14 protein-coding genes and 1 riboswitch are annotated in these 14,424 nt (G+C 68.3%); of the genes, 5 read left to right on the forward strand and 9 right to left on the reverse strand.

Annotated features, from left to right (window positions below; translation table 11 throughout):
- Positions 1-74: 74 nt before the first annotated feature.
- Positions 75-1,463, reverse strand: coding sequence for an LLM class flavin-dependent oxidoreductase (locus ACSGDB_RS01795; protein ID WP_434992370.1), 1,389 nt, complete (start codon positions 1,461-1,463; stop codon positions 75-77).
- Positions 1,464-1,499: 36 nt separating this feature from the next.
- Positions 1,500-1,613: riboswitch (SAM riboswitch) on the reverse strand.
- Positions 1,614-1,917: 304 nt separating this feature from the next.
- Here ACSGDB_RS01795 and ACSGDB_RS01800 point away from each other — a divergent pair.
- Both ACSGDB_RS01800 and ACSGDB_RS01805 read left to right on the forward strand, forming a co-directional pair.
- Positions 1,918-2,535: a helix-turn-helix domain-containing protein gene (locus ACSGDB_RS01800; protein WP_434992373.1), complete on the forward strand. Its 618-nt coding sequence runs from the start codon at positions 1,918-1,920 to the stop codon at positions 2,533-2,535.
- Positions 2,532-2,750: a hypothetical protein gene (locus ACSGDB_RS01805; RefSeq protein WP_434992374.1), complete on the forward strand. Its 219-nt coding sequence runs from the start codon at positions 2,532-2,534 to the stop codon at positions 2,748-2,750. The genes ACSGDB_RS01800 and ACSGDB_RS01805 overlap by 4 nt, the downstream gene beginning before the upstream one ends.
- Before the next feature lie 8 nt (positions 2,751-2,758).
- Here the strand turns inward: ACSGDB_RS01805 and ACSGDB_RS01810 are convergent, their stop codons facing one another.
- On the reverse strand, positions 2,759-3,517 hold the full coding sequence (locus tag ACSGDB_RS01810) for an SDR family NAD(P)-dependent oxidoreductase (RefSeq protein ID WP_434992375.1): 759 nt from the start codon (positions 3,515-3,517) through the stop codon (positions 2,759-2,761).
- A gap of 128 nt (positions 3,518-3,645) precedes the next feature.
- On the opposite strand from ACSGDB_RS01810, the gene ACSGDB_RS01815 reads away from it, so the two are divergent.
- On the forward strand, positions 3,646-3,939 hold the full coding sequence (locus tag ACSGDB_RS01815) for a GNAT family N-acetyltransferase (RefSeq protein WP_434992377.1): 294 nt from the start codon (positions 3,646-3,648) through the stop codon (positions 3,937-3,939).
- A gap of 144 nt (positions 3,940-4,083) precedes the next feature.
- Here ACSGDB_RS01815 and ACSGDB_RS01820 read toward each other — a convergent pair whose 3' ends face one another.
- The 3 genes from ACSGDB_RS01820 to ACSGDB_RS01830 all read right to left on the reverse strand — a co-directional run bounded on the left by ACSGDB_RS01820 (position 4,084) and on the right by ACSGDB_RS01830 (position 7,129).
- Complete coding sequence (locus ACSGDB_RS01820) at positions 4,084-4,845, reverse strand: SDR family NAD(P)-dependent oxidoreductase (RefSeq protein WP_434992378.1); 762 nt, start codon at positions 4,843-4,845, stop codon at positions 4,084-4,086.
- A gap of 37 nt (positions 4,846-4,882) precedes the next feature.
- Positions 4,883-5,884: an acetamidase/formamidase family protein gene (locus ACSGDB_RS01825; protein WP_434992380.1), complete on the reverse strand. Its 1,002-nt coding sequence runs from the start codon at positions 5,882-5,884 to the stop codon at positions 4,883-4,885.
- Between the two features lie 63 nt (positions 5,885-5,947).
- Positions 5,948-7,129, reverse strand: coding sequence for an NAD(P)/FAD-dependent oxidoreductase (locus ACSGDB_RS01830; RefSeq protein WP_434992382.1), 1,182 nt, complete (start codon positions 7,127-7,129; stop codon positions 5,948-5,950).
- 225 nt (positions 7,130-7,354) lie between these two features.
- Between ACSGDB_RS01830 and ACSGDB_RS01835 the strand changes: the two genes are divergently transcribed.
- The gene (locus tag ACSGDB_RS01835; protein WP_434992384.1) at positions 7,355-8,611 is read left to right on the forward strand and encodes a polysaccharide pyruvyl transferase family protein; all 1,257 of its coding nucleotides are present in this window, start codon (positions 7,355-7,357) and stop codon (positions 8,609-8,611) included.
- Between the two features lie 28 nt (positions 8,612-8,639).
- Here ACSGDB_RS01835 and ACSGDB_RS01840 read toward each other — a convergent pair whose 3' ends face one another.
- Positions 8,640-9,374 carry a glutamine amidotransferase gene (locus ACSGDB_RS01840; protein WP_434992386.1) on the reverse strand — a complete coding sequence of 245 codons (735 nt, stop codon included), beginning with the start codon at positions 9,372-9,374 and terminating at the stop codon, positions 8,640-8,642.
- Positions 9,375-9,451: 77 nt separating this feature from the next.
- Between ACSGDB_RS01840 and ACSGDB_RS01845 the strand changes: the two genes are divergently transcribed.
- On the forward strand, positions 9,452-10,171 hold the full coding sequence (locus tag ACSGDB_RS01845) for a VIT1/CCC1 transporter family protein (protein ID WP_434992389.1): 720 nt from the start codon (positions 9,452-9,454) through the stop codon (positions 10,169-10,171).
- Positions 10,172-10,185: 14 nt separating this feature from the next.
- Here the strand turns inward: ACSGDB_RS01845 and yicI are convergent, their stop codons facing one another.
- From yicI to ACSGDB_RS01860, 3 genes are read right to left on the reverse strand one after another with little or no spacing between them, the layout of a single operon-like run.
- A complete protein-coding gene (gene yicI, locus ACSGDB_RS01850; protein WP_434992392.1) occupies positions 10,186-12,567 on the reverse strand; it encodes an alpha-xylosidase in 2,382 nt (793 codons plus the stop codon).
- Positions 12,568-12,569: 2 nt separating this feature from the next.
- Positions 12,570-13,466: a carbohydrate ABC transporter permease gene (locus ACSGDB_RS01855; protein WP_434992393.1), complete on the reverse strand. Its 897-nt coding sequence runs from the start codon at positions 13,464-13,466 to the stop codon at positions 12,570-12,572.
- Complete coding sequence (locus ACSGDB_RS01860) at positions 13,466-14,422, reverse strand: carbohydrate ABC transporter permease (RefSeq protein ID WP_434992394.1); 957 nt, start codon at positions 14,420-14,422, stop codon at positions 13,466-13,468. Before ACSGDB_RS01860 ends, ACSGDB_RS01855 begins: the two co-directional genes overlap by 1 nt.
- Positions 14,423-14,424 lie beyond the last annotated feature (2 nt).

Genomic DNA, 14,424 nt, shown 5'->3' on the forward strand with positions numbered 1-14,424 from the left:
AACTGACGCGCGCAGCCCTCCGAGAACCATCGGATGCAGAAGGTGGACCAACGGAGCGGACGAACCGACACACGTCAGGGACGGACCGACTGGAGCCGGTACCGCGCACCACGGTGTTCCGCGGGCAACCGGTCGCCCTTCCCGAACAGCTTGTGCCGCAGGGTTCCCTCCGTGTACTCGGTCGGGTAGACACCACGCTTCTGCAGTTCCGGCACGACGAACTCGACGACGTCCTCGAAGGTCCCGGGGGTGATCGCGTAGGCGAGGTTGAAGCCGTCGACGTCGGTCTCCTCGACCCACGCCTGGAGCTCGTCGGCGACCTGCACACCCGAACCGACGAGACGCGGACCGAGCCCGCCGATCCCCGCCGATTCGGCGATGTCCCGCACGGTCCACGGCGAGCCGTCGTCGTTCACCTTCTGGAAGTTCGCGACAGCGGACTGGATGGCGTTGGACTTCACGTTGCCGAGCGGCTCATCCGGATCGTAGGCGGACAGGTCGACGCCGAGCCATCCCGAGACGAGGACGAGCGCTCCCTCATAGCTGACGTACTGCTGGTAGTCGGCATGCTTGGCGTGGGCCTTCTCCTCCGTCTCGTCCGTGATGATGGTGAGCAGCGTGTAGATCCGCACCGAATAGCGATCGCGGCCCTCGGCTTCGACCGCATCCCGGATCTTGCTGACCACACCCTTCAGCGCCTCCTTCGTGGGCGCCGCGACGAACACCGCTTCGGCATTGCCGGCGGCGAACGCGATGCCGCGGGAGGACGCTCCCGCCTGGAAGATGACCGGCGTCCGCTGGGGCGACGGTTCACTGAGGTGGATCCCCGGGACCGTGAAGTAGGTGCCGTCGTGGTCGATGTCGTGGACCTTCGCCGGATCGGTGAAGACACCGGTCTCGCGGTCGCGCACCACGGCGTCGTCCTCCCACGATCCCTCGAGCAGCTTGTAGAGGACCTCGAGGTACTCGTCGGCATGGTCGTAGCGCGCATCGTGCTCGAGTTGATCCTCATGGCCCATGTTGCGGGCAGCCGAGGGCAGGTAGCCGGTCACCACGTTCCATCCGACGCGTCCCTTGGTGAGGTGGTCAAGCGTGGAGAGCCGACGCGCGAAGGGATAGGGGTGCTCGTAGGCCGTACCGGCGGTGACGCCGAACCCGAGGTTCTCGGTGACGAGCGCCATGGCGGAGACGAGCAGGAACGGATCGTTCACCGGCGTCTGCGTCCCCTGCCTCAGCGTGGCCTCGTTGGAACCGCCGTACACGTCGTACGTGCCGAGGACGTCGGCGATGAAGATGCCGTCGAAAACCCCCTTCTCCAGGGTCTTCGCCAGCTCCGCCCAGTAGCTCAGGTCCTTGTAGCGCCAGGACTGGTCCTCGGGGTGGCGCCACAGACCGGGTGACTGGTGTCCTACACAGTTCATGTCGAAGGCGTTGAAGCGGATACGGCGCGGTGGTGTGGGCATGAAGAGTCCTCATGTCGGGGCACTGCCGTGGCGGAAGCGCCATACTTGCCCGCACTGTCCGTGCCGGGCCGAATCCTCACCTGGGGCACCCCACTACAGCGAGAGGGTTGCCGTCCAACGAACCAGGGTTTTGCGTTGGAGCTCTTGATTCTGGTCCCGAGCGTAGGTGGGTCGGCACGCCGTCGTCCACCCGTCGCCGTCACGGAGCGTCATCCGCCGGAGCACTTCCCCACCGCCCCGGGACATGCCCGACGGCGTCACGCGCCCCGCCCGCACCCCGCCCCGCCCGCGCGCCGCCCCGCCACCGCGACGTACCCGACGACGACAAACGACACCTACCCGATGACGGCGCACCGAACCTGCCCGACGACGCGCCACACCTCCATCCACGTGCATGACCACACCATGCAAAGAAAGTATTGCAAAGCTTTCTTTGCAAGTGCACACTGGTGTCATGGAAGAGACGACAGGCAGCACGGAGGGCCCAGCCGACGCCGGCAACCGCGTTCTGGATGGAGCAGCCCTCAAGGCGCTCGCCCATCCCCTCCGGATCCAGCTGCTCGAGGTCCTCTCCAGCTATGGCCCACAGACCGCCAGCAGCATCGGCAAGCGCATCGGGGAATCCAGCGGGTCGACGAGCTACCACCTGCGGCAGCTTGCGCGCCACAGCCTCGTCCGCGAGGTGGATCGCGGCTCCGCCCGGGAAAGGTGGTGGGAACGGCCCCCAGGCTCCCTGACGCTCAGCACCCCGGAGCTGGAGCAGGATCCCACGACCCGGGAAGCCACCCGCCAGGTGAACCGCCAGTTCGAACGCGGCCGTTCCGAAGCCCTCGCGGCCTTCATGGCCGGCGGATGCGAGTCCGTTCCACCCGAATGGGCGGATGCGGCCGTGATCGCGACCATGAACGCCTACCTGACGGCTGACCAGCTCGCTGCACTCACCCATGAGATGACCGGGATCTTGCGCGAGAAACTCGACGCCTACCGCTCCGAACCGGGTGCCTCCGGGACCCGGCCCGTCCAGCTCCACTTCAATGCCTTCCCCCTCATCGATCCCCAGGAGTCGTCATGACCAGCACGCCACTGACCGCCGGATACGTCGTCCTCACTGGACCGCCCCGGGGAGGACTCACGTCACGGGCCCTCATCCGTCTTGGCACCGCGTTCATCACGGCGGGATCCTCTCTCGCCTCGGCTGAGGGGAGCAATGTGGAGTTGTTCCACCGCCACCTCGAGCGCAGGACGGACCTGCGCGCGCTCGCCCACGGCGGCATCCACCTCATCTGACCCGTCGGCTACCGCAGGTAGGACGCTCCATTGACGTCGATCACGGTGCCGCTGACCCACGACGGAGCATCGCTCGCGAGCCAGCCGACCGTCTGCGCCACCTCCTCCGGCGTCGCGACACGGTTGAACGGACTCTGCGCACGCACCGCATCACCCTGCGGACCGTCCAGCACGGTTCTCCCCATGTCTGTCTCGACGAATCCAGGCGCGACGGCGGCGGCGAGGATGCCGTGCGGGGCGAGGGCGACGGCCAGGGACTGGGTCATCGAGTGCAGCGCCGCCTTGCTCGCGCCGTAGGCCGGCGTGACGGGCTCCCCCCGGTACGCACCCCGCGATCCGACACTGACGAGTCGGCCACCCTCCGGGCCGGCCGGCCGGTCGAGGAGATGCCGGGCGACGAGCCAGGCCAGGTTCGCAGGCCCCAGCAGGTTCACCTCCAGCGTGTGGCGCCACGCCTCCTGCCAGTCCTCGAAGGACACGGTGTCGATGGGATGTGCCTCGAAGATGCCGGCATTGTTCACCAGGACGTCGACCCCACCCAGTCCGCCCACGGCCTCGTCGACGATGCGCCTGCAGGTCTCGGGGTCGCCAATGTCGCCGACGACCGCCACATGGCCGTCGCCCGGCAGCGCGTCCCGTACAGCCGCGGCGGCGGCCCGGTCACGGCCGGCATGGACAGCGATGCGGTGCCCGCGTCCGGCGAGCTCATGGGCGACGGCGGCGCCGATCCCCCTGCTCGCACCGGTCACCAGGATGTTCGACGTCATGGTCCAGACCGTACATCGTGTGCGGCGCCGCACGTGGGAGCGCTGATCGTCGCGCGGAACGGCGCGCCCCGTTTCCGCCGGAGCGGAACACGTTGACCCCCGGTCGGCACGGATGCGAGGGTGACGGAATGAGTACCGACACCACCGAAGTCCGGATCAGCAACCACGAGGCGGAGAACCGTTACGTGGCCACTCTCGACGGCAGTCCCGTCGGTACGGCCGCCTACGAACGGTCCGGCGAGTCGATCACGTTCACGCACACGGTCGTCGACCAGGACGTCGAGGGCCGGGGCATCGGCAGCACCCTGATCCGGTATGCGCTCGACGACGCCCGCCGGCAGCACCTCGCCGTCGTCCCCCGGTGCGAGTTCGTGGCGGCCTTCATCCAGGAGCATCCCGACTACCAGGACCTGACGGTCTAGACCCCGCCGCCGATCCGCTCGCGCAGGCGGCGTCGAGGAGCCGCCGTCCCGGGCGAACCGGTGGCCGCCGTCGGACAGGAGGTCGGACAGGAGGTCGGACAGGAGGTCGGACAGGAGGTCGGACGGCGGGGGCCGGATGCCGGTCTAGAGCTGAATGCCCCGCGAGAGCGCGCCGTCGATCAGCAGGTTGGCGCCGGTGGTGCGGCTCGAGCGCGGACTCGCGAGGAACACGACGGCGTCGGCCACCTCCTGCGGGGTGCCCATCCGTCTCGTCGGGTTGAGGGCCAGCGCGGTCGCGAACAGTTCCGGGTTCCCCTCTTCGATACTCGGCCACACACCGCCCTCGTGGTAGGTGTTCCCGGGCGAGACCGTGTTGGCCCTGATCCCCTGCCCGGCGAGCTGATAGGCCAGTCCCGCCATGTAGGCGATCAGCGCCGTCTTCACCGTCCCGTAGGGGCCGGAGGCGAAGTCCACCTCACGGCCCGAGACGCTCGAGATCGCGGTGATCGACGGCGTCGCGCTGCGCGCCAGGTGCGGCAGCGCCGCCTTGACCAGACGGACCGTGCCCATGAGGTCGACCCGCAAACTCGCCTCCCAGTTCTCCTCGGAGTCCGCGATCGCGAGGGCGCTGACATTGCTGACCACCGAGTCGATGCCACCGAACTCGTCGGCGACGGCCGCGACCCAGCGCACGAGCGCCGGCCCGTCCCCGACGTCGACCACATGGCCGACCACTCGCCCACTGGAGGACGACAGCGCCGTCTCGGTCGCCGCGATCTCGTCGGCATCGCGGGCACAGAATGCGACGTTCGCTCCCTCTCCTGCGAACGATTCGACGATGGCGCGGCCGATGCCTTTCGTGCCGCCGGTGACGAGAGCGGTGGTGCCGTCGAGATGCAGGTCCATGGCAGTCCTTCGGTCGGTGATGGGTGGGGTCCCGGGATCAGTGGAGCTCGGCGCCCTGCCGTCTCAGGTGGGCGTGGAGGCCACCGTACGCATCGACGGCGGGGAAGAGCGCCTTGGGCGCTTTCACCACCACGCTGTAGTTGGCGTCGACGGCGTTCGCGATCGGGGCCAGGGCGGTCTGCGTCAGGAGCTGGTAGGCATCCAGCTGGTGCAACCCGAAGAGGTCCTGGAACCAGCGGATCATCTCCAGCTGACCGATCCGCCATGAGTCCTCCATGGGACGGGAGGACCCCACAGCCATCCAGTGGTAGTCCGTCTCGAGCCGCGGCCACGCCGGGGCGCCGCCCTTGATGAGGTCCACGATGATGGTCGAGTGCATCGCTCCCTCGACGGCGGTGCCGCAGGCCTCCCCCTCACCCTGGCGGTAGTGGCCGTCCCCGATAGAGAACAGTGCGCCCTCCACATTGACTCCGAGGTAGACCGTGGTGCCGGCCTTGACGTCCGGTGCGTCCATGTTGCCGCCGAACCGTTCGGGCACCAGCGACGACCGCACCTCCCCGCCGGGCGGCGCGACGCCGACGGTCCCGAGCATCGGCTCGAGCGGCAGTGCGACCTCGAAGTCCCCGCGGCGCGCCTGGAACCCGACCGTCCGCCGCTCGGTGTCGACGTGGTAGATCCAGGTGGTGTCGGGCAGGGGATCGTGCAGGGACGCGGTGCGGTCGGTGCTGGTGAGTCCCCCGAAGAACGGAATGGTCGCGGACGCCCCGTAGGACCGCGCCGGAGTGAGGTCGACGACGTGCAGGGCCAGGGTATCCCCCGGCTCCGCCCCCTCCACGTAGAACGGTCCGGTCTGCGGATTGACGAAGTTCAGATCCACCTTCTCGCCCGACACGTCGTCCACGGAGGTGAGCGCGTTGTTGAACGCGTCCTCGGACCAGAGGCGGAGTGCGGAGCCGGGCCGGACCGTCAGGACGGGAGCACTTCCCCCGAAGGTGTACACGAGCTGATCGCGCCGCGGGTGGTACTCGATGATCTCCATGACCGGATGCTACGGCGCCGCCCCGGGACGAACAAGGGTCGGACCACGAGGGCCGCGGGAGGGTCAGGCGCGGCCCTTCAGGATGAGGTTCCAGTAGACCTTCGGCAGGACGAACCGCTCCACCACGTACGTGAGCCGCCGCTCCCGCGCCAGGTCGTCCCAGCCGGGCACGGTCGGCATCGGAGCGTACTTGTCGTCGAACTCCGAGAAGACCACGGTGTTGTGGCTGACCACGAACGGGCAGGCCGAGTAGTGGTTGTACTTGGCCGTGGGCTTCTTTCCCTTGCGCACGGCGCGGAGGTTCTTGGCGAGCACCGTCGTCTGCATGCGCAACGCGGCCCCGGACTTCGAGTTCAGCGTGGAGGCTGCGTCGCCCAGCGACCAGATGTCCGGGAACCGCGGGTGCCGGAGGATCACGGGATCCACCTCGACGAACCCCGTGCGGTTGCCGGGTGCCGGCAGGTCCGTGGACTTCAGCCACTCGGGGGCGGACTGGGGCGGGACGGCGTGGAGGACGTCGTAGCCCAGGGTCTCCGAGGCACCGCTGACGGTGTTCGTCAGCTCGACGGTCCGGCCCTCCGGATCGACGGAGGCCAGTTCGGTGCTGTACCGGACCTCGATGCCGTACTCCTCGATCTTCCGGTCGAGTTCCTCGTCGATGATGTCCATCCCGAAGATGGTGGGCGTCGACACGGCGAGGACCACCCGGATGTCCTTGAGCACACCCTGGCGCTGCCAGTGGTCGCACGCGAGGTACATGGGCTTCTGGGCCGCGCCGTCGCACGACGCCGGTCCGGGCGGCTGGGTGAAGACGACGGTGCCGCGGGTCAGGTCCCTCAGCAGCTTCCAGGCCTTGGGAGCGAGCTCGTATTCATAGTTCGACGCGCCGTTGGGCCCCTCCATCGCCTCCTTGAGGCCGGGGATGGCGGTCCAGTCGTTCTGGATGCCGGGGCAGACGACCAGGTGGTCGTAGGTGACCGCACTTCCGGAGGCGAGCAGGACGGTGTTGGTGCCGGTGCTGACATCCGTGGCCTTGTCCTGGATCCAGGTGACCCCGGGTGGCATGACATCCGCCTGGAGCCGCACGGCCTCGAGGGCGTCCGCCGTCCCTCCCGCGATGTGCGAGAACAGCGGCTGATAGAAGTGCCTGCTCCGCGGCTCGATCACGGCGACGTCGTCGAACCGGTATCTGCGCAGCCGGCCGGCCAGGGAGACGCCGGCATTGCCGCCCCCGACGATCAACACCTGGTGGTGGCGTTTCTCGCCCGGCGCCGGGCGGACGGGGACGGTCTGGCCGGGCGGAAGGGTGCTCGTGCTGGTTCTCGTTCTGAAACGGATGACGGCTACCTCTTCTGTGTCGCCCTGCGCGGCCTGTCTCCCGACAGTACATCCCGGCACCGACCCCCGTCAGGGCACGTTCGGTGGAGTGGTCGGCCGACGCCGTCGCACTACTTGGTAGGCTCACGAGTCATGTCCTCCATCTACCTGGTTTCACCGGCAGGCCACCCGAATTTCGGTGACGAACTCATCGCTGCAGCCTGGCTGAGGCACCTGGCGGCGACGCGACCGGATGTCGACGTCTGGCTCGACTGCCCCAACCCCGGCCTGGCGTCCGAACTCTTCCTCGGCCTGCACCCACGACTGCACGTGACGAACACACTGTGGCGGTCCTGTTGGGAGGCTTCCTCGACGGATCTGGACGTCGTCATGCGCCGGGTCGCCGACCTGGTGACCAACTTCGGGTCACCGGCCTACGACCTCGGGCTGGAGCGGCTCCGGAAGGTGGAGAGCATCCATCTCCTGGGCGGTGGTTACCTGAACGACCTCTGGCCGTTCCACGCGGGCCTCGTGGCCGGCGCCGTCGCGGTGCAGTCGCTGACCGGCGCGAAGCTGTACGGTACCGGGCTCTCCGTGGTGCCCATGATCGACACGGGAACGCGCAGGGAGGGTGGTGACCATCCGGGGACCGTGGTCGAACTGCTGCAGCGCTTCGATCACGTCAGCGTCCGGGACCAGCCGTCGGCGGAGTTCCTCGGGGTCCCGCTGGGCCTCGACGACGCCTTCCTGGGCGTGCTGGAGGAGCGGGACAAAGGACTGGCCCGTGGTGGCGCCGACCTCGTGCTCTGCCTCCAGAGCGACCTGCAGTCGGAGGATCAGAGCAGGAAGGTGATCGACGGCGTCCGCGCCACCGTGGCGGCGGCCCGGGCCGAGGGCAGGACGATCCAGTACGTCGAAGCGATTCCCGGTGTCGACCGACCGGCCTTCGACGCGTTGGCGGACCTGATGGATCCCGACTCCTTCATCCCCTTCCTGTCCGTTTGGCGTGACGGGCTGCCGCTGCGGGCCGACCAGACGTGGCTCACCACGCGGTTCCACCTGCATTTCCTGGCCGCAGCAGCAGGCGCGGCCGGGACCGCCATCGGCGTCAAGGACGGCTTCTACGACGTCAAGCACCAGTCGCTGAGAGACCTCGGGACGGGCTGGTCCTACCTGCCTGCGTTCCAGCAGGACTCCGCCGGCGTCATCACACCCGGCGCCCCCGCCACGGGATTCACCGACGAGGTCGCGTCCCGGGCCGAGCAGAAACGCCAGGAGGCGCTGGACCTCTACCCCGCCGCCCCCGGAGCGGGCCGCGGACAGCCGGACGACCGACGTCGTTCCTCTGCCCTGCGCTTCGCCCGAGGGATCCGGACCGCGGTGCGGCAGGACGAGCGCACACGAGGCTGAGCGCGTCCCGCCGCGACGTCCTCGCAGCTCAGTCCCGGGCGTACCGCCGCACGAACGCGCCGAGGATGGCCGCCGGGTGGTCCACCGCGGATGCCTGGGCCCGCGCGATGTAGTCGTCGGCCTCCTCGGGCGGGAAGTACCCTGCGTGGCGGTAGGTCCTGATACGGCCGACGAGCGCCTCGACGTCGAGCTCGGGGTGGAACTGGGTGGCGTACACGTTCTCGCGCACGCGGAACATCTGCACGGGGCACGTCGCCGAGGAGGCCAGCAGCACCGCCGACGGCGGCAGCACGGCGCACGCCTCCTTGTGTCCCACATAGGCGGAGAACGACGACGGCAGTCCCGCGAGCAGCGGATCGGCCACGCCGTCGTCGGTGAGGGTGATGTCGATGGCGCCGATCGGCTCCGCGTACGTGGTGTCGATGACGGCACCCTGGTGCCGCCCGAGCGTACCGACGCCGTAGCAGGCACCGAAGAACGGGAAGTCCTCGGCGACCACCGTGTCGAGGAGCCGATGGAGTTCACTCTCGACGCGCACCTGCACCGCGCTCTTGGACTCCTGCGGGTCCGAGGAGTTGAAGGGACTGCCTCCGAGGAAGATGCCGGAATAGTCCGCGAGATCGAGGGCCGGCAGGGATTCGGCCTCGAGCCGGACACGCCGCAACTGGCCGTCGGCGAGGCCGCCGAAGCTCAGGAAGCTCCGGTACTCGGCGTCGGCCGCGTAATCGTCGGACCGGGTGGCCAGGAGCAGGAACGGTTTCACTCCTCGATGCTACTGGGGCGAGCAAGGCAAGCCGATCCTCCGTAGCCGGGCGAGGGAGCCGGTGCTTTACTGCTTCCATGACGGATATGCCGGTCCAGCGCAGCGAACCCCATGACAGTGGCGTGGCAGGACGCCTGAACTGGCTGCGTGCCGCCGTCCTCGGCGCGAACGACGGCATCGTGTCCACAGCCGCGACCGTCGTCGGCGTGGCCGGCGTGACGAACGCGGTCGCGCCGATCCTTGTCGCGGGGACAGCCGCCGTGGTCGGGGGCTCCGTGTCCATGGCGCTGGGTGAGTACGTCTCCGTCAGCAGCCAGAAGGACAGCCAGGAAGCCCTGATCGAGAAGGAACGCCAGGAGCTCGCGGAGGATCCCGAGGGCGAACTCGCGGAGCTCGCGGGTCTCTACGAGCAGAAGGGCCTGGCCCCCGGCACGGCCCGCCAGGTCGCCGCCGAGCTGACCGAGCACGACGCCCTCGCAGCCCACCTGTCGGCGGAGCTGAACATCGACGAACTCGAGGTCGCCAATCCCTGGCATGCGGCCTTCGCATCAGCGGCGTCCTTCGCGGCCGGCGCGGTCCTGCCCCTGCTCGCGATCCTCCTCCCGCCTGCCGAGCTCCGGATCCCGATCACCTTCGTGGCGGTCCTCGTCGCCCTGGCCATCACCGGGGCGATCAGTGCCCAGGTGGGCGGGAGTTCGCGACGCCGTGCGACGATCCGCCTCGTGATCGGTGGAGCGCTGGCGATGGCCTTCACCTTCCTGGTCGGATCGCTGCTGGGCACCACCGGCATCGCGTAGGCGCCCGACCGGAGCTACCGGCCGGCCCGGGTCGGATCCGGCTGATCGGCCAGATCGACACGCCCGCCCTCGGAGCGGACGTCGCCGCCGCCCGCGACGCGCGCCCTGAATGCGTGACCAGCGGGGCCGGTGACCCGGTATCCCGACGGCATACGGGACACCCGGAACACCCCCTCGGATGCGGACGGGGTCACCACACGGACGGCGACCTCGTTCTCGCCGGATTCGTCGAAGGCACGCGGATACACAGTGACCAGCGGGTCATCGAGGTAGTCGTAGTCGGGCCGGTCGTCCTTGCTTCCGGTGACGAGTACTGCTCCCTCCCTCACCCACAGCGGCAGGCTGTCGAATCCGTGCGTCTCATGCCGCCAGACCCCGCCCTCCACGACTTCACCCGTGAGCAGGTGGGTCCAGGTCCCGGACGGTAGGTAGTACTCCACCTCGCCTTCCGCGGAGAAGACGGGGGCCACGAGCAGGTCAGGGCCGAGCATGTACTGCCGGTCCAGATAAGCCACGGCAGGGTCCTCGGGGAACGCGAGCTGCATGGGCCGCATCAACGGCGTCCCCGTCGTGTGGGCCTGCAGCCCGGCGGCATAGAGGTAGGGCATGAGCGACGATTTCAGGCGCGCGAAGGTCCGCGTGACCTCGACAGCACTCTGGCCCTCGGCCTCCTCGCCGGTGTCGAATGCCCATGGCACCCGGTAGCTCGTCGAGCCGTGCAGACGTGAGTGGCTCGACAACAGGCCGAAAGCGACCCACCGCTTGAAGACAGCAGGGTCCGGCGAGCCCTCGAAACCGCCGATATCGTGGCTCCAGTAGCCGAACCCGCTCAGCGCGAGGGAAAGGCCGCCACGCAGCGTCTCGGCCATCGACTCGAAGGAGGAGGAGTTGTCGCCGCCCCAGTGCACGGGCATTTGCTGCCCGCCGGCGGTCGCGGACCGGGCGAAGAGCACCGCCTCGCCCTCGCCCCGGACCTCCTCGAGCACATCGAAGACCGCCCGGTTGTACAGCTGTGGGTAGAGGTTGTGCATGGTCTCCGCGGGTGTTCCGTCGTGCCAGCGGACGCCGAGCGGTATCCGCTCCCCGAAGTCCGTCTTGATCGCGTCGACCCCCTGGCCCAGCAGGGTCCGCACCTTGTCCTGGAACCACGCCGTGGCATCGGGGTTGGTGAAGTCGACCAACCCCATACCCGCCTGCCACAGGTCCCACTGCCAGACGGTTCCGTCCTCCCGACGCAGGAGGTACCCGGCCTCGGCTGCCTCGTCGAAGAGTGCCGAGCGCTGCCCGATGTAGGGGTTCAGCCACACACTGACCCGCAGTCCTTTGCCATGCAGCCGCTCCAGCATGCCCTCGGGATCGGGGAACACGCGGGCGTCCCACTCGAAGTCCGTCCACCTGAACTCGCGCATCCAGAAGCAGTCGAAGTGGAAGACGCTCAGCGGCAGGTCCCGCTCGGCCATGCCGTTCACGAAGTGGGCCACCGTCTCCTCGTCGTAGTCCGTCGTGAAGCTCGTCGACAACCACAGGCCGTACGACCACGCCGGCACCTGCGCCGGCCGTCCCGTCAGGCGGGTGTAGCGCTCGAGGATGTCCGCCGGCGTCGGCCCGTGGATCACGAAGTACTCCAGCGTCTCGCCCGGCACGGAGAACTGAACACGCTCGACGGCCTCGGATCCCACCTCGAAGGACACATGGTCCGGGTGGTTCACGAAGACGCCGTACCCCCGGTTGGTGAGGTAGAACGGCACGTTCTTGTAGGACTGTTCGCTGGAGGTGCCGCCGTCGGCATTCCAGATGTCGACGGTCTGCCCGTTCTTCACGAGCGGCCCGAAGCGTTCCCCCAGCCCGTACACCAGTTCCCCGACGCCGAGGGAGAGCTGGGCGTGGAGGTAGGTCGACGACGGAGCACGGCCCGTCGCCGTCACACCGGCGACCCCGGCCGGTTCGGTGGTCACGGGCGCATCCGGCGCAAGGCACATACGGCCCACCGACTTGTGGCCGCTGGAGGTGAGGGTCCGTCCCGCAGCCTCGAAGGTGAGGTTCCACGGGAATCCCCTGCCGATCCGCGCGGTGAGAGCGCCCGCGGTGAGCACGCCGCCGTCGTCGTCCGCCTTCGCTGCGCCGAGTCCTTCCACGGCCCCGACGAGCTCGAACCCCTGGTGCGGGGCGTCACCGCGGTGGTTCTCGATCCGCACACCGATCACGCCGTCGAGCGGGCTGCTCAGGGTCACGGTCAGCAAGGCGCGATTCAGGGTGTCGCCCCGGCGCTCGATGACCTTCGTCGGGGCCGAGACGACGAGCCGTCGGTAGTCCTCAGCCTCGATGTCGTAGGCCTCCTGCGCGTACTGCGCATCGACGCCGGGGCGGACATGCCAGAATCCATCGGTGAACTTCATGATTACTTGACTGCTCCTGCTGTAATGCCCCGCGTGAGGGTGCGCTGGAAGATGAGGAAGAAGATGAGCGTGGGAAGAAGTCCGAGAAGGGCGGACGCGCTCGTGGTGGTGACGTCCATGAGCCTGTCGCCCTGCAGCACGGTGATTGCCACCGGCACGGTCTGGTTGTCGTTACCCACCAGGAAGGTCAGCGGGATCAGGAATTCGTTCCAGGTCCAGATGAAGAAGAAGATGAGCAGCACGCTGAGCGTGGGCCTGGAGATGGGGAAGATGACGCGCCACAGGATCTGCCGGCGGCTCGCGCCGTCGAGTGACGCCGCTTCCAGCAGTTCCTTGGGGAACGTCCCGTACACGGAGGCCAGCAGATAGGTGCCGAACGCGCTCTGGATGACGGTGAAGATGATGATGACGGCCCACACGCTGTCGTAGAGACCCACCTGCCGGAACATGAAGTAGAGCGGGTAGAGGAGTACCTCCTGCGGCAGCATGTTGGCGAGGAGGATCAGCAGCACGAGCCAGGTGCGGCCACGCACCCGCCCGATGCCGAGGGCGAAGGCGTTGAACATCGAGATCCCGACAGCGAGCACGGCCACGACCGAGCTGATGAAGAAGCTGTTCCACAGTTTGCGCGGGAAGTCGACGCGCTCCCAGAAGGCGAGGATGCCGTCGAAGTAGAGGGCCGACGGCAGCGAGAGCGGACCGCCGGACGCGTAGTCGGTGGGCGACTTGAAGGAGTTGGCGAGGATCAGCAGGAACGGGACTGCGATGAGCAGCCCGATGAGCACCGCTACCGCCAGGACGACCCAGTCGCCGGCAGTCTTCCGGGCCCGTCCGCTATGCCGTCGGGGTCGGGGTGGTTCCTGCACCGCGTCGGGTGCGGTCAGGGTGGGGACGGCCATCAGCGTGCCTCCTCGCTGCGCTCGAGCCTCGTCTGCACGAGGACGAAGATGATGCTGACGACGGCGATGACCACCGTCAGCGCGGTGGCGATCGTCGCGCCGTAGCCCACCTGCTGGGACTGGAAGAACTCGCTGTACGCGTAGTACGCGGGGACGATCGTGGACGTGCCGGGCCCGCCGCCGGTCAGGGCGTAGATGGGCCCGAAGACCTTGAGTGCCGCGATCGCGCAGGTGAGGGTGACCACGAAGATCTCGGGGCGGATGATGCTGACCGTGATGGCGCGGAAGCGCTGGAACCAGTTGGCGCCGTCGAGCTCTGCCGCTTCGTAGAGTTCGGGATCCACGCGCTGGAGGGCCGCCATGAAGATGACCACGGGGTAGCCGAGCTGCACCCAGACCATGATGACCATGATGCTCGGCAGGGCGGTATCGGGGTCCCCGAGCCAATTGCCCTGCAGCCCGCCGAGACCGACCGCAGCGAGGACCTGGTTCAGGGCGCCGTTCTCGGGCCTGAGGATCCAGCCGATGACGATGGCCGCGATGACCCCGGGCAGGATCTGCGGCAGGTAGTAGGTGGCACGCAGGAAGCTCGCGAGGCGCCCGCCGAACTTCCTGCCGATGAGGTCGAACAGCATCGCCGCCAGGACGAGGCCCAGGAGCGTGGGCACGACCACCATGGCGATGATCATCGCCACGGAGTTGCGGAAGGAGGTCCAGAACGTGGTGTCCCCGAAGAGTTCCACCCAGTTCTCGAGGCCGATGAATTCGGGCGGTCGGATGCCCCGGTAGGAGGTGAACGTCAGGTAGACGTTCCACAACAGCGGCACCACGATGATGAGCGTGAGCAGGGCCAGGCCGGGCACCAGGTACAGCCAGAAGGCATTGCGGCTGGAACCTGGGATGAGACTGGCCGTAGGGCGCATGGAGCGCTCCTTCGACCGGGTTGTGATCGCCATGG

The organism is Arthrobacter sp. Ld5 (genome assembly GCF_051172775.1).
GTDB lineage: Bacteria > Actinomycetota > Actinomycetes > Actinomycetales > Micrococcaceae > Arthrobacter_D.

Bases quoted from the DNA above. Each gene is read 5' to 3' on its own strand.
- ACSGDB_RS01795 (WP_434992370.1), bottom strand. From the start codon at position 1,463: ATGCCCACACCACCGCGCCGTATCCGCTTCAACGCCTTCGACATGAAC.
- ACSGDB_RS01800 (WP_434992373.1), top strand. From the start codon at position 1,918: ATGGAAGAGACGACAGGCAGCACGGAGGGCCCAGCCGACGCCGGCAAC.
- ACSGDB_RS01805 (WP_434992374.1), top strand. From the start codon at position 2,532: ATGACCAGCACGCCACTGACCGCCGGATACGTCGTCCTCACTGGACCG.
- ACSGDB_RS01810 (WP_434992375.1), bottom strand. From the start codon at position 3,517: ATGACGTCGAACATCCTGGTGACCGGTGCGAGCAGGGGGATCGGCGCC.
- ACSGDB_RS01815 (WP_434992377.1), top strand. From the start codon at position 3,646: ATGAGTACCGACACCACCGAAGTCCGGATCAGCAACCACGAGGCGGAG.
- ACSGDB_RS01820 (WP_434992378.1), bottom strand. From the start codon at position 4,845: ATGGACCTGCATCTCGACGGCACCACCGCTCTCGTCACCGGCGGCACG.
- ACSGDB_RS01825 (WP_434992380.1), bottom strand. From the start codon at position 5,884: ATGGAGATCATCGAGTACCACCCGCGGCGCGATCAGCTCGTGTACACC.
- ACSGDB_RS01835 (WP_434992384.1), top strand. From the start codon at position 7,355: ATGTCCTCCATCTACCTGGTTTCACCGGCAGGCCACCCGAATTTCGGT.
- ACSGDB_RS01845 (WP_434992389.1), top strand. From the start codon at position 9,452: ATGACGGATATGCCGGTCCAGCGCAGCGAACCCCATGACAGTGGCGTG.
- yicI (WP_434992392.1), bottom strand. From the start codon at position 12,567: ATGAAGTTCACCGATGGATTCTGGCATGTCCGCCCCGGCGTCGATGCG.
- ACSGDB_RS01855 (WP_434992393.1), bottom strand. From the start codon at position 13,466: ATGGCCGTCCCCACCCTGACCGCACCCGACGCGGTGCAGGAACCACCC.
- ACSGDB_RS01860 (WP_434992394.1), bottom strand. From the start codon at position 14,422: ATGGCGATCACAACCCGGTCGAAGGAGCGCTCCATGCGCCCTACGGCC.